Raw genomic sequence first — 18313 nt, 5'->3', positions numbered from 1 at the left:
TCATGTTGCATGATGCATTTCACTTCCCCTCTCTGGTATGGGACTGGCCGATCGCTATCTATCTCTTTCTGCTCGGCATCTCCGCCGGGGCCACAACCCTCTCGGTGCTGCTGCGCCGCAAGGGGGCAGGCAGCGAGAGCGGCATCATCAAGGCGACCGCCATTCTGGCGCCAGCGAGCGTAATCCTGGGGTTACTCATCCTTATCTTCCATCTGGCCCGCCCCTGGACCTTCTGGAAGCTGATGTTCCACTACCAGTTCGACTCCGTGATGTCGATGGGGGTCATGCTGTTTCAGCTCTATATGGCGGTGCTGTTCGCCTGGCTGGCGGTAGTGTTTCGCACCGAGATCGAGACCCTGCGCCACCGGTTGCTGAAAGAGAAGTTCGCTTTTGTGGATGGGCTGATTGGCTGGCTTGCCCGCATCGAGCGGCTGCTGGCCCCGCTGTTGCTGCTGCTTGCCGTGCTGCTGGGGGCCTACACCGGCTTTCTGCTCTCGGCGCTCAAGACCTATCCGCTGTTGAACAACCCGGTGCTGCCGGTGCTGTTTCTGGTATCCGGTATCAGCTCAGGTATCGCCTCCACCATCTTGCTGGCGGTGACGCTCTTCAAGGAGAACCACCACAGCCAGGGGGTAAGCTTTGTCCATCGCTTCGAGCGGCCGGTGCTGGCGGTGGAGGTGTTGCTGCTGGTCTGCTTCTTTACCGGCCTCTACTTCGGTGGCGGCCAGAAAGAGGTGGCGATGTGGGCCGCCATCGGCAGCGGCTTCTGGGCTCAGGTGTTCTGGCTCGGGGTGGTGGGCATCGGCATGCTGCTGCCCCAGCTGCTGGCTCTGCTGACCCCGGCGCCCCTGCGGGAGCGAAACGGCCATCTGGTGCTGGTCTGCAGCCTGACCCTGGTGGGGATCCTGCTGCTGCGCTACTTCGTGCTCTATGCCGGCCAGATGACAGTAGTTTAAAGGTATGATCACCAGCGCCAGCCGCCCTTCGGGTGACTGGCGCTTATTTGTTGCGATGAGTTGTTGCGATTGGTTGTTGCCAGAAATGTGGATGTTATCCCCCAGCGCCGGTACGGTGCAGACGCTGCGGCATAACATAGACGAATGATTGACTGGAGGTTGTGTGCTGGCGGAGCTTGGCTATCTCTCACTGCTACTGGCGGCGGCACTCTCCTTGCTGCAGGGCACCCTGCCCTGGCTGGGATTGCGGCTCGCCTCACCGACCCTGCTGCGCTGCGCAAAGCCGCTGGCCCTCCTGGTCGCACTCCTGCTGTTAGCCTCCCTACTGCTGCTCGCCAGCTGCTTTGGCCAGGATGATTTCACCGTCAGCTATGTGGCCCACCACGCCAACAGCGCCCTGCCGCTGGGCTTCAAGCTGGCGGCGGTGTGGGGCGGCCACGAGGGCTCCATGCTGTTCTTCGTCTTTGCGCTGGCTCTGTGGGGCGCCCTGGTGGCTCTTTGCTCCAAGCGGGTCGATCCGCTGATTACAACCCGGGTATTGGCCATCATGGGGCTGATCGTCGGGCTGTTCGGCCTCTATACCCTGATCTTCTCCAGCCCGTTTGACCGCCAGTTTCCGGGGCCGCAGGAGGGGCGCGATCTCAACCCCATGCTGCAGGATATCGGCCTTATCATCCACCCACCCCTGCTCTATCTCGGTTACGTCGGCTTTGCAGTCAACTTCGCCTTCGCCATGGCGGCGCTGCACTCGGGCCGGCTCGATGGCGCAGTAGCCCACTGGAGTCGCCCCTGGGCGCTCGGCTCCTGGGTGTTTCTCACCGCCGGCATCGTGCTGGGCTCCTGGTGGGCCTACTACGAGCTCGGCTGGGGCGGCTGGTGGTTCTGGGATCCGGTAGAAAATGCGTCCCTCTTGCCCTGGCTGCTGGGCACTGCCCTGCTGCACGCTCTGATTGTCTGCGAGAAGCGCGGCGCTTACGGCCACGCCGTGCTGTTGCTCTCCATCTTCACCTTCGCCTTGAGCCTGCTCGGCACCTTTGTGGTGCGCTCCGGGGTGCTCACCTCGGTGCACGCCTTTGCGGTGGACCCCAGCCGCGGCCTCACCCTCTTGTTGCTGCTCGGTTTGCTATTGACCTGCGCCCTCACCCTGTTTGCCCTGCGCGCAGACATTCGCGCCCCCTATGCCCGCTTCGGTTTCTGGTCGAAAGAGGGGCTGCTCGGCACCGCCATCCTGCTGCTTTGCGTGGCCTGCGCCAGCGTGTTGCTCGGCACCTTCTACCCCATGGTGTTCCAGTCACTCCATCTGGGCTCGCTCTCGGTGGGGGCCCCCTATTTCAATACCATCTTCGTGCCGCTGGCCCTCTGCCTGATGGGGCTGATGACCCAACTGCCGCGCCTGCGCTGGCAGCATCTGGCAGCCCAGCGCCGCATCAAGGTGCTGCTCCCATGCCTGTTCGGCCTGCTGGGGGGCACCTTGCTGAGCCTCGCCTATCCCGAGCCGCTGCGGGGAGGCTGGCTGGGGCTTGCGGCCAACGTGCTGAGCCTCTGGCTGATGGCCAGCCTGCTGCTCCCGCTCTTGCAACCGACGTCGCTACGCGAGCTCACCCTCAATCGGTTCGGTAGCCTGCTGGCCCATCTCGGGGTAGCGGTGTGTGCCCTAGGCATCGCGCAGGTGAGTCACCACAGTCAGGAGGGGGGCGCCGTCCTCGCCGCAGGCCAGCCCTATCGGCTCGGCGCCTTCGAGTTTCGCTATGAGGGGAGCGAGCCGATCATCGGCCCCAACTATACCGCCGAGCGCATCACTCTCAGCGTGCATAAGAGCGGTAAAGAGGTGGCACGGCTGACGCCGGAGCGGCGCCACTACAGCGTGCGCACCATGAACATGAACGAACCGGGCATCGCGTGGGGAATGCTCGGCGATCTCTACGTGGTGCTGGGTGAGAAAATGGGGCCCGGCGCCTATGCCATGCGGCTGCACTACAAGCCGCTGGTGCGCTGGATCTGGCTCGGCGGCCTGTTGATGATGGCAGGCGGCACCCTGCGTCTGCTCGCCCGTCGCCCCTTGCTTGCCTCCCGTTCCGTTGCGGTTGGCACCTCCCGTCCCCGGCTAGAACAGGAGGCGTTATGAGATCCCGCCTGCGCCTCTTTCTTCCACTGCTGCTGACCCTGGGCCTCGGCGCCCTGCTTTGGCTCGGCCTTGGCAACAATCCCTACAGCCAAGATGAAGCGACGCTCGGGCGTACCCTGCCTGCGTGGCAGAGCGACAATCTGCTGGACGGGAGTCCGATCCAGACCGCCAGCCTCAAGGGGGAGCCCTTTGTGCTTAACGTCTGGGCCAGCTGGTGCGCCAACTGCCGCGCTGAACATCCGCTGCTCAGCGAGCTCGCGGCAACAGTGCCCCTCTACGGTCTCAACTACCGGGACAAGGGGGATGCGGCCCGCGCCTGGCTTATCCAGGCGGGCAACCCCTATCGCGCCGTGCTGGCCGACCCCGACGGCAAACTGGCCCTTGAGCTCGGTGTCTACGGCACGCCTGAGACCTATCTGTTTGATGCCGATGGCACCCTGCTCGCCCGCCATACCGGCGAACTCACCAAAGGGATCTGGCAACGCCAGTTTGCCCCCCTGCTCGACCAGGCGCGAACGGACGCACAAATGAAGGCCGCCACAACGGCACCCGCGATTGCGCCATCTATTGCGCCATCTATTGCAACATCAGCTCGGGAGACACAGCCATGATGTGCCGTTCTCTTGCCTGCTCCCTGCTGGCCCTCGGCATGCTGCTGAGTGCCACTGCATATGCCAGCGGGGTCGATACCTATGAGTTTCGCCACCCCGAGCGGCAGACCCGCGCTCAGGAATTGGCCCGCGCCCTGCGCTGCCCCCAGTGCCAGAACCAGAACCTGGTGGAGTCCAATTCCCCCATCGCGCGGGATCTGCGGCTAGAGGTCTACCGCTGGGTGGACGAGGGGCAGAGCGATGAGCAGGTGATCACCCGCATGACAGAGCGCTTCGGCGATTTCGTCCGTTACGATCCCCCCTTCAAGGCCAGCACTGCGCTGCTGTGGGGCGGTCCCCTGCTGCTGTTGGGGCTGGCGCTGTTGACCCTGTTTCGCCGCCTCACGCGCACACAGGTACAAACCATCCCTGTAGCCAAGGCCATCCATGAACCCGCCGCCGATCCCCGCAGCAAATTGAATTGGCTGATCATGCACGGGGAGCAAGCAGGCCTCTCCCCCGACCAGCCACTCTACAGGGAGCTGAGCGCCGCCCGCCTGGCCAGCGCTATCCCGGCGGCTGAGCTGGCCCTGCGCGCGCAACTGGCCAACCAGCATGACAATCGCGGTCGCAATAACCGGCACGGGCGGGCCTTGTTGCTGCTTGGCCTCCTGGCCATCGCGGCCGTTGCCGCTGTGTATCTCAGCACCGGCCGCTATCAGGCATGGCAGGATTATGCATCCCGTCCCGATCCGCTGGCGGGGTTGAGCCCGCGGGATCTGCAGGACAAGGAGCTGGGGAGTCTGCATCAGAAGCTTCAACGCAGCCCCGCCGATCTCGACAGCTGGGCGGCGCTCGGCCAGCTCTATCTCTATCGGGGCGAATATGACAACGCCCTGCTCGCCTACCAGCGTCTCGCCCTGCTGGAGGGGGGCGCCAGCGCAGCGACCCAGGCCGCGCAGGCCACCGTGCTCTACTATCAGGCGGGCCAGCAGCTGACTTCCGAGGCAACACGCCTGCTGGAGAGCGCCCTCAAGCAGGACGCGGGGGAAGTGAGCGCCCTGATGCTGCTGGCCTCCGATCACTTCCTGCATGGTCGCTACAGTCAGGCCATTGCGCTGTGGCAGCAACTGCTCGATGGCGAGCGCCCTCGCATCAACCGGGCCGCGCTGATCGAGGCGATCCAGACGGCAAGCATAATGGGCGGGTAACCCCTTGATTGAAGGAGGGTAATCGTGGTGACATGGCGCCGCGACCACGCAAGTGGTTCAGCACTCTCTTTCAATAGACAAGGATGTCTGGATGCAACTCACCCTGTTAAACGACTCGGGCAAATTCGATGGGCTCGATGACACCATTAGGCACGTTTTTGCCGAGACGGCGCACAAATTGAATGCCTTGTTCGATCTCTCCCAACTGGATGTCACCTTCAGCCCTTTTGCCGAAGGGGATGCTCCCGATTCGGGTATCGGTGGCTGGGCCATCAACATGTATCGGGTAGAACTCCAGCTTGATCTGGAACGGCCTGATATCAAAGAGGTGATCATCACCGAATTGCCTGCCGTGCTGGCCCACGAAGTCCACCATATCGTGCAAAAGAAGAACAAGGTGGAAGCAGAAACACTGGCCGAGACCCTGATTTTTGAAGGGCTGGCCTGCTACTTTGAGCAGAGGTTCAATGGTGGCAAACTCCCCTCGCTGTTCAAGGAGTCTCATCACCATGACTGGCAATCGCTCCTGGCAGAGATGACACCCCATCTATCCAGCAAGCAGTTCAACTATTTAGACTTTTTCTACTGCCGTGATAACCGGCCATTTCCCAAATATGCCAGTTACTGGGTGGGGTTCAATCTGGTGACCAACTATCTGGCCAAAAGCGGCCTGAATGAAATAGAGGTCATGGGCCTACCCGCCGAAGCGTATTTCAATTAACACGCCTTCACACTGTTCGTGGCGATTACAGAGCACAAATCCGGAGAGAAGCTCATGATCCCCATTCGCTGCAAAGCCGTCTCCGGCATTGCCCTTACCACTGTTGATGGCGAAACAAAATTGCTGGTGATGAAACGGGTCAAGGGGGGCTTCTGGCGCCATGTGGCGGGCACGGTGGAGGCGGGTGAAACCGGCTGGCAGACCATTATTCGGGAGTTTGGCGAAGAGACGGGGATCCGGGTCACCGAGCTCTACAACGGCCAGTATCTGGAGCAGTTCTACGATGCCGCCTTGAATACGGTGGAGGTGGTGCCGGTCTTTGTAGTCTATTGCCCGCCCAATCAGGCGGTGATTCTCAACGACGAGCACATAGACTATCGCAGGTGTTCCCTGGCCGAAGCCAAGGCGCTGGTGAGTTTCCCCGGCCAGCAGGCGCTCTACGACCATATCTGGCAACACTTTGTCGACAACGCCCCCTCTCCCCTGATGCGGATCGATATCCGCTGACTGCGCACAACTTCCCCCTGTAAATGCAACACGCCCCCCGGATGGGGGCGTGTTGTATCTAAAGCCAGCCAAGCGCTTTTGTTAAACCAAGCCGATGGCCTACGGCCGCTCGCCAGCGGCCAGACGACGGTTGATATCGGCGATAACCGGGACGATGTCGGCAAGGGTATCAATCACATAGTGCGCCCCCGCCGCCCGCAGTTTGGCCTCGGCCGGTGCGCGCCGGGCGGCGATCTCCGCCTCGCTCATGGCGGCAAACTCTTCCCAGGTGGCACCAAACTCGTTGCCGGAAACCGACAGCCCCACCGTCCACATGCCCGCGTTCACCCCTTCGCTGATACCCGGCACGGCGTCATCCACCTTGATGCAGCGATGCACCGCGCTTACTCCGAGCTCAATCACGTTGGCCAGTGCCATCCAGGGGCCGGGGCGACCACCGGCCTTGAGATCGTCGGTGGCGACCCAGTGATCCGGGCGATAGCCGTGATCGGCAGCCGCTGGTACCAGCGCCTCCATCACCGGACGGGGATAACCGGAGCAGGAGCCGATTTTCATCCCCTGCACCCGCAGAGCGTCCAGCACCGGCAGCACTCTTGGGATGGGGGCAGCAAAGCGGGTCACAGCGGCAATCTGCAGCGGCATAAAGGTGTGATAAATGTGGTCCACCTCGGCGTGGCTCATGGGGTGGCCGAAGCGTGCCTGCCAGCGCGCATCCACCGAGGACAGACGGCCCAGCGCGGCGATATGATCCCACTTGCCAAGGCCCATGGGCTGGCGCGCCTCATCCAGGGTCACGGGAAAGTCATAGGCGCGGGCGAAGGCCTCGACGAAGATGGAGGTGGGGGCGAAGGAGCCAAAATCGACGACGGTACCAGCCCAATCGAGGATCAGCGCCTCCACGTCGGTGGTCGGGTCTACAGCAATCTGCAAGTCAGTCATGGTGGTGTTCCTGTTTCGGTGAAAGTGCGATCTCGCCAAGGGCGCGATCGAGAATGGTGATGGCGCGCACCAGATCGGCGCGGGCGATATTGAGCGGCGGCGAGAGCTGGATGACATTGCCCTGAGAGACCTTGAAGCTGAGCCCCAGTTCCAGACAGCGGTAGAGCAGCCGCTCGGCGGCCAGGCTATTGCGGGTGCGACTCTGGTGATCGACCACCAGATCGAGCGCCCAGAGCATACCGATACCGCGCACCTGCCCGATCAGCGGGTGACGCTCGGCAAGCGCTGCAAGCTCTGCCGCCATAAAGCGGCCATCCTCCTGCGCTTTTGCAAGCAACCCCTCTTCGCGGATGGTAGCGATGGTCGCGAGGGCCGCCGCGCAGCCGATAGGGCTCTTCTCGTGGGTGTAGTGACCGAGCGAGATGACCGCCGCCTGATTGAAACGGTCGCGGGTAATGAGCGCCGCAAACGGTACCACCCCGCCCCCCAACCCCTTGCCCAGACAGATGATGTCGGGCTCGATGCCGAATTCCTCGAAACTGAACCAATGGCCGGTGCGACCCAGGGCATTGGGGATCTCGTCGACGATCAACAGCACCTTGTGGCGATCGCAGATCTCCCGCACCCGCTGCCAGTAGGCCTTCGAGGGCACCTGTACGTCGGTGTTACGGATCGGCTCGGCGATAAAGGCGCCGATCCCTCCCTCCTTCTCGATGACGTACTCCAGATAATCGGCATAGTGCAGGTCATCCCCCTCCCCGCGATACCAGACACCGCGATAGCGGGTGGGAGGCGGAATGCGTTCCACTCCGGCCATCAGCGGGCCCATACCGGTGCGAAAACAGGCCTCGCCACCAACTGAGATAGCATCAAGGGAGGCGCCGTGAAAGGCATCCCAGAGGGACACCACCTTGCTGTTGCCGGTGATGAAACGGGCAAGCTTCAGGGCAATCCCCACCACCTCGCTGCCGCCGGGGGCAAACAGCACCCGGTTGAGATCGCCGGGAGCCAGTTCAGCCAGGGTGCGGGCGCAGTCGATGGCAACCTGATGGGTGTAGCGGCGGGGCGCGAACGGCAGATCGGCGAGTTGCTGCTGCACCGCGGCCACCACCTTGGGGTGACCGTGGCCCAGCTGATGGACGCTGTTGCCGTGAAAATCGAGATAGCGTTTGCCCGATACGCTGGTCAACCAGCTCCCCTGCGCCCCCTCAATCAGATCGAGACAGGGGGTGGAGAGGGCCTGATGGAGAAAGTAGCGGCTATCCTCCGCCAATCCGGCCTGTACATCTTCGCTCTGACCCGCCCACCAGCGCGCCCGCCCCTCGCCGAGGTTGATATCCCCTTCGCTATCGGCACGGCCGCTGCCGTGTAGCTTCTGGTCATGCAAATCGCGGCCACGCAGATCACGACCCTGAGCCAGCATGCTGGTCATCGCGCGTCCCCTTGCCAGTAGCAGGCGCTGGCCATGGCGGCGAGCAGATCGCGCACCCGCTCAGGGGTCACATCGCCGATATTGCCGATACGGAAGCAATCGGCCTGGGAGACCTTGCCCGGATAGATGACAAAGCCCTGCGCCTTGAGCCGCTGGTAGAAGTCGGCGAAGCGGTAGTCAGGGTGGGCCGGAGAGTAGAAGGCGGTGATGATGGGAGATTGCCACTGTTCTTGCAGCAGTGGCGCAAAGCCGAGGGCAGCCATCCCCGCCACCAGCGTGCGCTGATTCTCGCTGTAGCGCTGATGGCGGGCGGCGATGCCCCCCTCCTCGTCCAGCTCGCGCAGGGCCTGGGCAAAGGCAAGCACGGTATGGGTGGGCGAGGTGAAGCGCCACTTGCCCCCCTGCTGCTCCATGGTCTGCCACTGGGCATGCAGGTCGAGGGAGACCGAGCGGGCGCGACCGGCGCAGGCCGTGAGCGCCACGCGGCGAGCGATGACGAAGCCAAAGCCCGGTACCCCCTGAATGCACTTGTTGGCCGAGCTGATAAGAAACTCGATGCCAAGTCGCCCCATGTCGATGGGGATGCCACCAAAGCTGCTCATGGCATCGACGATAAGGCGAATGCCGCGGCGCTGGCAGAGCGCTGCCACCTCCTCAAGGGGGTTGAGCATGCCGGTGGTGGTCTCGCAGTGCACCATGGCCAGATGGGTGATCTCGGGGTGGCGCGCCAGCATCGCCTCGATGGCGGCGGGTTCCGGGCGGGTTGTCTCGCCACAGTCGAGCTCATGGTGACGCAGGCCGAGGCAGCGGGCCATCTCCCCCATGCGGGCACCGTAGGCGCCGTTGTTGATGATCAGCAGGCACTCATCGACACCTATCGCCGAGCCCAGCACGCTCTCCACCACATAGCTGCCACTGCCCTGCAGCAAGACGGCGCTGTAGTCACTTTCATATTCCGGGCCAGTGGCCAGCCGCACCAGCTCGCGGCGGATGGGCTCCACCACGCCCTGGTTGTAGTCCGCATCCCAGGTGCAGCTGTCTTGCAGCATGGCGGCGCGCACCGTGGCGGTGGTCGAGAGGGGGCCCGGGGTCAGCAGCAGGTAATCGACAGCGGCGGGGGCCGCAGGAATATGGGTCATGATTTCGCTCCTATTGGTATATACCAGAATAAGCGCATTGTGGGTAACTGCCCCGCCAAGGTCAAAGGGGTGGCGCTACGTGCAACAAAAAATTCATTTTCAGCGCCGGGATCGCGATAATCTAGGAAGCCTGAACAACAGGGGCGATGCTGGTATCTACCAACGCATGTTGATGTTGCCCTTTAACGACCGGGCAGGTGTCCTGCCCTGTGCCCAGCCCATTGCCCAACTCATTGCAAAACCAGGGATTTTCATGAGCAAACCGCAATATCTGCAGATCAAGGATGCCCTCGCCAACCAGATCCTGGCGGGGGGTCTGGCCCCCAACGACAAGCTCCCCTCCGAGCGGCTGCTGGGGGAACTCTATGGCACCACCCGGGTTACCATCCGCGAGGCGCTGGTGCAGCTGGAGGCGAACGGCCTTATCTATCGGGAGGATCGCCGCGGCTGGTTTGTCACCCCGCCGCGCTTTCGCTTGAACCCCAGACGCACCTCCAACTTTCACCAGATAGTGCGGGAGCAAGGGGGTGAGCCGCACACCGAGCTGCTGGAGAAAAGCCGCCAGGCGGTACCGCCCGCCTTGATGGCGCAGCTGCAGCTCAAGCCGTTCGACAGCCTGTTTCTGCTCAAACGGCTGCGCTACGCCAACGGGCGCGCCATCTGCTACTGCGAAAACCACTGCCTGCCTGAGCGGGTACCCGGCCTGCTGGAGCTGGATCTCAACGGCAGTCTGACCGAGATCTACCAGGCCCATTACGATCTTCATTACGCCCGCATGCAGGTGCGCTTCTTCCCCACGGCCCTGCCGGACGAGGTGGCCAAGGCGCTGGGAGCCACCGCCGGGCTACCCGCCCTGCGCCTCGAGCGACTCAACTTCGATCAGCACGGCCGGGTGCTCGACTTCGATCTGGAGTACTGGCGCCACGACAGTTTGGAGATCGAGGTGGATACCCAGGATTAGTCACAGACAAATCAGGAACGGCAAAACGTCACGGGGCTGTCACGGTCACGTCATAAAGATCCCCTAGCCTCTCTCTCGACCAATCTGGTTTATACCAAACCAATTTAACTGGAGAAGAGGATGAAACAGGGAACCCATCTGCTGGCCGCCGCCGTGCTGGCTGCCATGACCGCCCCGGCACTGGCCGCGACCGATCTCACCGTCTACACCGCCTTCGAACCGGAGCAGCTCAACGAGCTGAAAACCGCGTTCGAGCGCCAGCATCCGGACATCAACATCAAGTGGGTGCGTGACTCCACCGGTGTGGTCACCGCCCGCTTGCTGGCAGAAAAAGCGCAGCCCAAAGCGGATGTGGTATGGGGACTGGCCGCCACCAGCCTGATGCAGCTCGATCAGCAGCAGATGCTCAATGCCTATGCACCGAAAGGGCTGGATAAGCTCGACAGCCGCTTTCGCGACAGCAAGGCCGAGCCGCACTGGATCGGTCTGGACGCCTTCTTCAGCGCCATCTGCTTCAACAAGGTAGAGGCGGAAAAACAGGGAATCCCGGCCCCCACCAGCTGGGCCGACCTCACCAAGCCCATCTACAAGGGCAAGGTGATCATGCCCAACCCCAGCTCCTCCGGCACCGGTTACCTGAGCGTTGCGGGCTGGCTGCAGACCATGGGCGAGCAGCAGGGTTGGCAATTCATGAACGGCCTGCACCAGAACATCGACCGTTACACCCACTCGGGCTCCGCCCCCTGCAAACTGGCCGCCAGCGGTGAGACGGTGATCGGTATCTCCTTCGACTTCCCGGCTACCAGCCTCAAGGCCAAGGGTGCCCCCATCGAGGTGGTATTCCCGAAAGAGGGTTCGGGCTGGGATATGGAAGCTGCCGCCATCATCAAGGGTACCCCCCAGCTGGAAGCCGCCAAACAGCTGCTCGACTTTGCCGCCACCGAACAGGCCAACGCCCTCTACAACAAGTCGTTCGCAGTGGTCGCCATCCCCAATGTAGCCCAACCGAGAGCAGGCTATCCGGCGGATATCAAAGGCCAGATGATCGACAACGACTTTAGCTGGGCAGCCCGCGAGCGTAACGCCATCCTGGCCCAGTGGAGCGCCAGCTTCGACGGCAAGACCGAAGTCAAGCAGTAAGCGTGAAGAGCGGCGGTTTGTTCACGCCAGACACACCGCAGCCAATAAACTGCCAGTCGAAGGCCAACAGCTGTTGGCCTTCGCTTTTTGGTTTTAACTTCCCGAGTTTGTATTGCCTTCAATTAGTGACGCTTCGCCCATCCACACAGGGCCCAGCCACTTGCTGGCGACCCGATCTCATTTGACTGTCATCAAGCTGTCATCCCACGATCACCTGACCGTCACATTTCACCCGCAAACTGGTATATACCAAATCAGTAGCGAGTCGAACCATGACCCAGCCCTATCTGGACATTCAACATCTCAACAAGCAGTTCGGTGCTTTTCAGGCCCTCAAGGGGATCTCTCTGACCATTGAGCCGGGGGAGTTTATCTGCTTTCTCGGCCCCTCCGGCTGCGGCAAAACCACCCTGCTCAGAGCCATCGCCGGCTTGGATCTGCCGGACAACGGCGAGATCTGGCAAGGGGGGCGCAATATCTCCCGCCTGCCGCCCCAGGAGCGCGATTTTGGCATCGTGTTTCAATCCTACGCCCTCTTCCCCAACCTGACGGTGGCCCAGAACATCGCCTTCGGCCTTGAGAATCAGGGGCTGGCGCGAGATCTCATCAAGGAGCGGGTCGATCACTGGCTGGGGCTGGTGGATCTCACTGCCCAGTCCCACAAATACCCGAGCCAGATCTCCGGCGGCCAGCAGCAGCGGGTGGCGCTGGCCCGGGCCTTGGCTCTCTCCCCCGGCCTGCTGCTGCTGGACGAACCGCTCAGCGCGCTGGATGCGCTGGTGCGCACCCACCTTCGCAGCGAGATCCGCGCCCTGCAGCAGCGCCTTGGCATCACCACCATCATGGTGACCCACGATCAGGAAGAGGCGCTGACCATGGCCGATCGCATCGTGGTGATGGAGGGCGGCCGCATCGTGCAGGTGGGCACACCGCAGGAGATCTACCACCAGCCTGCCAGCCGTTTCGTGGCAAGCTTTGTCGGTACCATGAACTTCCTCGAGACCCTGGTGCTGAGCCCCAATCAGGTGCGCCTCAACGAACAACCGCTGACACTTGCCAACCGGGCGGCGGCCGGCAGCAAATTGCAGGTGGCGATCCGCCCCGAGGCTATCACCCTGAGTGCGCCGAACGAGCCGCACCTTGGGCAACATGGCGTTGAAGCAACCATCGATCAGGTGGAGTTTCTCGGCGCCGCCCAGCGTCTTATCTGCACCGCCGACACCTATCTGGGCCCGCAGCAGATCCTAGTGGAGCGCCCGACCCACGAGTTGCCCCGCCACGAACAGGGTGGCTGGCGCAGCGGCATGCGCTGCTCGCTGCACTGGCCCGCCGGGGCGATGCAGCTGTTTGAAGGAGAGCGCCCATGACTGCCCCCTTTGCGACCTCTTCCCTGCTGCCACCAGCGACAGCCCGGCAAGACGCCCGCTGGCAGCGGCTCTGTCGCGGCTGGAGCCGAGATCAGCTGCTGCAACTGATCCTGCTGGTGCTCGGCATTGCCCTGCTCACCGGCGGTCTGCTGCTGCCGTTGCTCACCATGCTGCAAAAGAGCCTGCAAGATGAGAACGGCCTCTGGGTGGGCCTTGCCAACTTCAGCGCCTACTTTGACTCCCCTCATCTGGGGCGCACCATAGGCAACACCCTCTGGCTCGGGGTGCTGATCACCGCGCTGGTGGTGACCATCGCCTTTGGCTACGCCTACGCCCTCACCCGCACCTGTATGCCGGGCAAGAGCCTGTTTCGCCTCATCGGTTTGATCCCGCTGTTGATGCCCTCCCTGTTGCCCGCCATCAGTCTGGTCTACTGGTTTGGCAATCAGGGGATCGCCAAGGGGCTGCTCGGCGGCGAGAGCATCTACGGCCCCATCGGCATCGTCATCGGTCTGGGCTTCTGGTGCTTCCCCCACGCCCTGATGATCCTTATCACGGCGCTCGGTCAGAGCGACGCCCGCCTCTATGAAGCCTCCCGGGTGCTGGGCAGCAGCGGCTGGCGCACTTTTGTCACCGTCACCCTGCCTACCGCCCGTTATGGCCTGCTCAGCGCCGCCATCGCCGTCTTCACCCTTACCATCTGCGACTTCGGGGTAGCCAAGGTGATTGGCGGCCAGTACAGCGTGCTGGCTACCGATATCTACCGGCAGGTGATCGGGATGCAGAACTTCTCGCTGGGCGCCGTTGCCAGCGTCACCCTGCTGCTGCCGGCACTGTTGAGCTTTGCCCTGGAGCACAGAGTGCGCAGCAAGATGCAGGAGCAGAGCAGCACCAAGGCGGTGCCCTATCAGCCCAAACCCCATCGGCTGCGTGATCTGCTGGCGCTCGGCTGGTGCACGCTCTGGGCCCTGCTGTTTCTGGCGCTGGTGGGGATGGCCGTTTACGGCTCCCTGGTGCAGTTCTGGCCCTATAACCTCGGGCTGACGCTGGATCACTACGCCTTTGACAGCAACAGCGTCTACGGCTGGCAGCCCTTTACCAACACCTTGCAGCTGGGCCTCTATACCGCGCTTATCGGCACCGTGCTGGTGATGGTGCTGGCCTGGGCGCAGGAGAAGGGACGCCACTTTGCGCCGCTGCGCCAGCTGTTGCATCTGCTTGCCATGCTGTCGCTGGCGGTGCCCGGCATGGTGCTGGGGCTCGGTTACATCTTCTTTTTCAACGGCAATCCGCTCTTTGGCGGCCTATACGGCACTCTCTATGGCACTCTGCCGCTGATGGTGCTCTCCTGCATCATTCACTACTACACGGTGGGTCATATGACGGCGCTGACCAGCCTCAAGCAGTTGCCCAAGGAGCTGGAGCTGGTGGCCATCTCATTGCGCATTCCGCTCTGGAAGGCGTTCTGGCGAGTGACGCTGCCCGCCTCCCTGCCCGCACTGCTGGAGATCTTTATCTATCTGTTCGTCAACGCCATGACCACCACCTCGGCGGTGATCTTCCTCTACTCGAGCGACAGCGTGCTCGCCTCCATCGCCGTGCTGAACATGGAGGATTCCGGCGATACCGCCGCGGCCGCCGCCATGGCCACCCTGATCCTGCTGGCCGCCGCCACCGTCAAGCTGCTCCAGCTCTTTTTGAGCCGCGCCCTGCTGGATCGCACCCAGCGCTGGCGCCACCAATAACCTTATCGAGGAGTCATCATGTCCACTCTCCCCTTCTGGCTGGCCGAGGCGCTCGCCGCCGAACAACCCGCACCGCCCACGCCCCTAGTCGGCAGCCACGAGGTCGATGTCTGCATCGTCGGTGGCGGCTTTACCGGGCTGTGGAGCGCCATCGCCCTTAAACAGGCCGAGCCACACTTGCGCATCCTGGTGCTGGAGAAAGATCGCTGCGGCAGCGGCGCCTCCGGGCGCAACGGCGGCTGTTTGCTCACCTGGTCGGCCAAGTATTTGACGTTAAGGCGCCTCTTTGGCGAGCAGCAGGCAGCCTGGCTGGTACAAAGATCCGAGCAGGCGGTGCACGAGATCGCCCACTTCTGCGAAACGCACAACATAGAGGCAGAGCTGAGGGTCGAGGGCACCTGCTACACCGCCACCAGCGAGGCCCAGCGCGGCCTGATGGAGCCGGTATTGCAGGAACTCAAGCGCGCAGACCTTAACCAGTGGCAGGCGATTGAAGAGGGTGAACTGGCGAGCCAGTGCGGTTCCCACGTTCATCTGGAGGGGCTCTACAGCCCCCACGCGGGCTCGGTGCAACCGGCGCTCTTGGTGCGCGGCCTGCTGCGGGTAGCGCGGGAACTGGGGATCGAGGTCTATGAGCACTCCCCCATGCAGCGCCTTGAGGCGGGCCAGCCAGCGCGGGTGCAAACACCGCAAGGTGAGGTACGTGCCCGCAAGGTGGTACTGGCCCTCAACAGCGCCATGGTGCAGCACTTTCGCGAGTTTCGCCGCAGTATCGTGCTGGTCTCCTCCGATATGGTGATCACCGACCCGGCGCCACAGGCGCTTGCCGCCCAGCAGCTCGCGCACGGTCGCACCGTGGTGGATGGCCGCACCTTTGTCCATTACTACCGCTCCACTCCACAAGGGCGGCTGATGCTGGGCAAGGGGGGCAACACCTTCGCCTTTGCCAACCGCCATCTGGCCGAGTTTGATGCCCCCAGCCGTTACCTTGCCCCCCTTACCCGCACCCTGCGCCGCTTCTTTCCGGCGCTCAAAGAGGTGCCCATCGCCGCCAGCTGGTGCGGCGCCTCCGACCGCTCGGTCGATGGCCTCCCCTTCTTCGGCCACTGGCGAGGGCAGCCCAATATCGTCTATGGCCTCGGCTACTCTGGCAACGGAGTGGCCCAGAGCTGGATCGGCGGCCAGATCCTAGCGGCTTTGGTGCGCGATGAAGTGCGGGAGGAGGACAAACCGTGGCGCGAATGCGCCCTAGTCAGCGGCCCGCGCGGCTATTTTCCGCCCGAGCCATTCCGCTGGCTGGGGGCCATGACGGTGCGCAACGCCATCCGGCGCAAAGAGCGGGCGGAAGATGAGAACCGCCCGGTGGCCTGGTATGACAAACAGCTGGCCAAACTTGCCGATGCGGCGGGCAAGGCGGATAAATAAGTTATTTCACTTGACCTTGATATTGCACCAGGCTCTAACGCTTGGCCTCTCAGGCGACCTCATCGTGGATGAGCTATCCACATCTTCATCGGCAATCATCCATAACAATGTGCTGACCCGAAGGTCAGCACATATATTGTTACAACTCTAATTAAAAATTCACTGCGGCGTTAAATCTAATATCCCAGAGGTCAAGGTCCTGACGCCCGATACTGTAATAACCGGTGATAACTTCAAAACGCTGATGACGCTGAGGGGCTACCGCCAGCGCAATCCGTGCAGATCCACTCCACGGGGTCGTACTTTCCATTGTCAGATTTTCATTCAGGATCTGACCATCATTGGGACGCTCAATATCATAACGAACCCCAAGACGCAGGGCCGGTATAATTTGAACCCCATCGGTTGTGGTGAAAATACGACTGATATCCCCTGATGCTTCACTGGTGGCATATTCAAAAGAGTTTTCATTAACCCGCAATGTCACGTTATAAATCTGGTTTGCATAAGGCAATGAGCCTGTGTAATCAAACGCATCGGATTTATTGTGACTGTAAAAGAGGGCAAGCTTGGGCCGCAGCAGATATTCACCAACGTCGTAGCCACCGGTCAGGTTGGCTGAGATCAACCCGGTCGTTGTCTTGAAACTCCCTTTAAGTACATCGAGTTCGGTATCGTTATCAGTTCGTCCCCATGCAGCCCAGCCATCCAGCAGCCAGTGCGTATCTAGCCTATAGCCGCCATATGGCCCAACAAAGAAGCTGTCCCCCTCATTTCGTACCGAACTGCCAAACGTGCCAAGAGAGGTTTTGCTATTGGCAAATGCAATACCACCCAGCCCGTCTTTACCAAGGGATCTGTGTATACCGATCAAAAAGCTGTTGGCATGTCCGGATGTGTCTATCTCGTTACGATCATCGGAGACTCCGGTATGGCGTACATCAGTCCATACCTGCCACAACCCCTTTTGACTGGCAATATCTTCAAATTGGTCAAGCCCGACAACGACACGATCTGAAATACTGAGAGAGCCGCTCAAATAGCCCATCAAGGCATCTGCACTGATACTGGTCACAATATTGCGGATCGGGTCACTCCCACCACCGGAGCCACCACCACTACCACCATTGCTGCCATCCCCACCGCCGCTTCCGCCACCAGTTCCACCATTGCTGCCGCCACCACCTCCGGTTCCGCCACCAGTGCCACCGTTACTGTCTCCCCCATCGATCGGGGGAATATTTGGAAATACCGGATTGTTCTGGTTTCTCGAATCGAGGAAGCAGTTGAAAGAACCATCCGCATTGAGGAGATCCAGTTTGTGAGTCCCGTTAAGGTCATCAAGTACTACAGGTGAGACACTCAAGTGCAACGACGCGCGGTTTGCATTCCAACTATCGATTTCAGATACCCCGGGAGCAGAGAGGCGAAAATTACCCCCGGAACCTGGACTTGAAAGCCATAGTGATACCGAATTGTCAGCCGAACGCCCAAGAAACTCTAGATGCTGCCCCGGTTGCCTGTTCGGGCAATCCGCCGCCCATGCTGTTGGCAAGCAGATACTGGTAAGGCAGCCAATTCCCAAAATACGTGAAATCATTATGTCCTCCTGACACTGCGTTATCTCACTGACATCCTTGCATGACTTTTAGCATTACCCACAAACAGGTCACTCGATGCAATGGGTAAAGGAACAAATCAATCTGACAAGTTCAAATCGCAGACTATTTTAGTATCCACACTGTTTATGGTCTCCTGTAATAAAATTCGTCTAGCACCTGAATCGCGATGATTGATTAAATCAAACCACTTTAAAACCCATAAAAAATGCCGCCCATCGGGCGGCACTTTTATTAGAGATAACGGGCTAACAGGAATTACCAGCCGGTTACTTCGCGCAAGGCCTTGCCGATATCGGCGAGCGACCGCACGGTTTTCACGCCAGCATCTTCCAGCGCGGCAAACTTCTCGGCGGCAGTACCCTTGCCACCGGAGATGATGGCGCCAGCGTGGCCCATCCGCTTGCCGGGAGGGGCAGTAACACCCGCGATATAG

Annotated in this window: 15 protein-coding genes and 1 pseudogene; 11 read left to right on the top strand and 5 right to left on the bottom strand. The window is 61.5% G+C overall.

The window, feature by feature from the left end:
- Positions 1 to 2 precede the first annotated feature (2 nt).
- The 6 genes from nrfD to AB5Z09_RS03235 all read left to right on the top strand — a co-directional run bounded on the left by nrfD (position 3) and on the right by AB5Z09_RS03235 (position 6110).
- A complete protein-coding gene (gene nrfD / locus AB5Z09_RS03260; RefSeq protein ID WP_368194632.1) occupies positions 3 to 956 on the top strand; it encodes a cytochrome c nitrite reductase subunit NrfD in 954 nt (317 codons plus the stop codon).
- 163 nt (positions 957 to 1119) lie between these two features.
- Positions 1120 to 3081, top strand: coding sequence for a heme lyase NrfEFG subunit NrfE (gene nrfE, locus AB5Z09_RS03255; RefSeq protein WP_368194631.1), 1962 nt, complete (start codon positions 1120 to 1122; stop codon positions 3079 to 3081).
- Positions 3078 to 3692, top strand: a complete 615-nt coding sequence (locus tag AB5Z09_RS03250) for a DsbE family thiol:disulfide interchange protein (RefSeq protein ID WP_245097653.1) — start codon at positions 3078 to 3080, stop codon at positions 3690 to 3692. Before nrfE ends, AB5Z09_RS03250 begins: the two co-directional genes overlap by 4 nt.
- On the top strand, positions 3689 to 4882 hold the full coding sequence (nrfF, locus tag AB5Z09_RS03245; RefSeq protein WP_368194630.1) for a heme lyase NrfEFG subunit NrfF: 1194 nt from the start codon (positions 3689 to 3691) through the stop codon (positions 4880 to 4882). Before AB5Z09_RS03250 ends, nrfF begins: the two co-directional genes overlap by 4 nt.
- A gap of 91 nt (positions 4883 to 4973) precedes the next feature.
- Positions 4974 to 5603 carry a DUF2268 domain-containing putative Zn-dependent protease gene (locus tag AB5Z09_RS03240; protein WP_368194629.1) on the top strand — a complete coding sequence of 210 codons (630 nt, stop codon included), beginning with the start codon at positions 4974 to 4976 and terminating at the stop codon, positions 5601 to 5603.
- Between the two features lie 54 nt (positions 5604 to 5657).
- Positions 5658 to 6110, top strand: coding sequence for an NUDIX pyrophosphatase (locus AB5Z09_RS03235; RefSeq protein ID WP_368194628.1), 453 nt, complete (start codon positions 5658 to 5660; stop codon positions 6108 to 6110).
- Between the two features lie 99 nt (positions 6111 to 6209).
- Here the strand turns inward: AB5Z09_RS03235 and phnX are convergent, their stop codons facing one another.
- Genes phnX through phnW form a run of 3 tightly spaced genes read right to left on the bottom strand, consistent with a single transcriptional unit; the run spans position 6210 to position 9620 of the window.
- Positions 6210 to 7049, bottom strand: coding sequence for a phosphonoacetaldehyde hydrolase (phnX, locus tag AB5Z09_RS03230; protein ID WP_368194627.1), 840 nt, complete (start codon positions 7047 to 7049; stop codon positions 6210 to 6212).
- Positions 7042 to 8481, bottom strand: coding sequence for an aspartate aminotransferase family protein (locus AB5Z09_RS03225; RefSeq protein WP_368194626.1), 1440 nt, complete (start codon positions 8479 to 8481; stop codon positions 7042 to 7044). The genes phnX and AB5Z09_RS03225 overlap by 8 nt, the downstream gene beginning before the upstream one ends.
- Complete coding sequence (gene phnW, locus AB5Z09_RS03220) at positions 8478 to 9620, bottom strand: 2-aminoethylphosphonate--pyruvate transaminase (protein WP_368194625.1); 1143 nt, start codon at positions 9618 to 9620, stop codon at positions 8478 to 8480. The genes AB5Z09_RS03225 and phnW overlap by 4 nt, the downstream gene beginning before the upstream one ends.
- A gap of 253 nt (positions 9621 to 9873) precedes the next feature.
- Here phnW and phnR point away from each other — a divergent pair, with 253 nt between their 5' ends.
- The 5 genes from phnR (at position 9874) to AB5Z09_RS03195 (ending at position 16258) form a co-directional block, all read left to right on the top strand.
- Complete coding sequence (gene phnR, locus AB5Z09_RS03215; protein ID WP_047438836.1) at positions 9874 to 10581, top strand: phosphonate utilization transcriptional regulator PhnR; 708 nt, start codon at positions 9874 to 9876, stop codon at positions 10579 to 10581.
- Between the two features lie 120 nt (positions 10582 to 10701).
- Complete coding sequence (locus AB5Z09_RS03210) at positions 10702 to 11721, top strand: putative 2-aminoethylphosphonate ABC transporter substrate-binding protein (protein ID WP_368194624.1); 1020 nt, start codon at positions 10702 to 10704, stop codon at positions 11719 to 11721.
- 272 nt (positions 11722 to 11993) lie between these two features.
- Positions 11994 to 13088, top strand: a complete 1095-nt coding sequence (locus AB5Z09_RS03205) for a putative 2-aminoethylphosphonate ABC transporter ATP-binding protein (protein WP_368194623.1) — start codon at positions 11994 to 11996, stop codon at positions 13086 to 13088.
- Complete coding sequence (locus AB5Z09_RS03200) at positions 13085 to 14833, top strand: putative 2-aminoethylphosphonate ABC transporter permease subunit (protein ID WP_368194622.1); 1749 nt, start codon at positions 13085 to 13087, stop codon at positions 14831 to 14833. The genes AB5Z09_RS03205 and AB5Z09_RS03200 overlap by 4 nt, the downstream gene beginning before the upstream one ends.
- An 18-nt stretch (positions 14834 to 14851) precedes the next feature.
- Entirely contained in the window at positions 14852 to 16258 is a 1407-nt protein-coding gene (locus AB5Z09_RS03195) for an FAD-dependent oxidoreductase (protein ID WP_368194621.1), read from the top strand.
- A gap of 151 nt (positions 16259 to 16409) precedes the next feature.
- Here AB5Z09_RS03195 and AB5Z09_RS03190 read toward each other — a convergent pair whose 3' ends face one another.
- Positions 16410 to 17858, bottom strand: coding sequence for an autotransporter outer membrane beta-barrel domain-containing protein (locus AB5Z09_RS03190; protein ID WP_368194620.1), 1449 nt, complete (start codon positions 17856 to 17858; stop codon positions 16410 to 16412).
- A gap of 277 nt (positions 17859 to 18135) precedes the next feature.
- Positions 18136 to 18313: pseudogene (locus AB5Z09_RS03185) on the bottom strand (succinate--CoA ligase subunit alpha); the annotation flags it as partial.

The sequence above is a fragment of the Aeromonas sp. R2-2 genome, from assembly GCF_040908355.1.
GTDB lineage: Bacteria > Pseudomonadota > Gammaproteobacteria > Enterobacterales > Aeromonadaceae > Aeromonas > Aeromonas veronii.
This window is presented reverse-complemented; position numbering and strand designations above follow the sequence as displayed.

Bases quoted from the DNA above. Each gene is read 5' to 3' on its own strand.
- nrfD (WP_368194632.1), top strand. From the start codon at position 3: ATGTTGCATGATGCATTTCACTTCCCCTCTCTGGTATGGGACTGGCCG.
- AB5Z09_RS03250 (WP_245097653.1), top strand. From the start codon at position 3,078: ATGAGATCCCGCCTGCGCCTCTTTCTTCCACTGCTGCTGACCCTGGGC.
- nrfF (WP_368194630.1), top strand. From the start codon at position 3,689: ATGATGTGCCGTTCTCTTGCCTGCTCCCTGCTGGCCCTCGGCATGCTG.
- AB5Z09_RS03240 (WP_368194629.1), top strand. From the start codon at position 4,974: ATGCAACTCACCCTGTTAAACGACTCGGGCAAATTCGATGGGCTCGAT.
- AB5Z09_RS03235 (WP_368194628.1), top strand. From the start codon at position 5,658: ATGATCCCCATTCGCTGCAAAGCCGTCTCCGGCATTGCCCTTACCACT.
- phnX (WP_368194627.1), bottom strand. From the start codon at position 7,049: ATGACTGACTTGCAGATTGCTGTAGACCCGACCACCGACGTGGAGGCG.
- AB5Z09_RS03225 (WP_368194626.1), bottom strand. From the start codon at position 8,481: ATGACCAGCATGCTGGCTCAGGGTCGTGATCTGCGTGGCCGCGATTTG.
- phnW (WP_368194625.1), bottom strand. From the start codon at position 9,620: ATGACCCATATTCCTGCGGCCCCCGCCGCTGTCGATTACCTGCTGCTG.
- phnR (WP_047438836.1), top strand. From the start codon at position 9,874: ATGAGCAAACCGCAATATCTGCAGATCAAGGATGCCCTCGCCAACCAG.
- AB5Z09_RS03210 (WP_368194624.1), top strand. From the start codon at position 10,702: ATGAAACAGGGAACCCATCTGCTGGCCGCCGCCGTGCTGGCTGCCATG.
- AB5Z09_RS03205 (WP_368194623.1), top strand. From the start codon at position 11,994: ATGACCCAGCCCTATCTGGACATTCAACATCTCAACAAGCAGTTCGGT.
- AB5Z09_RS03200 (WP_368194622.1), top strand. From the start codon at position 13,085: ATGACTGCCCCCTTTGCGACCTCTTCCCTGCTGCCACCAGCGACAGCC.
- AB5Z09_RS03195 (WP_368194621.1), top strand. From the start codon at position 14,852: ATGTCCACTCTCCCCTTCTGGCTGGCCGAGGCGCTCGCCGCCGAACAA.
- AB5Z09_RS03190 (WP_368194620.1), bottom strand. From the start codon at position 17,858: ATGATTTCACGTATTTTGGGAATTGGCTGCCTTACCAGTATCTGCTTG.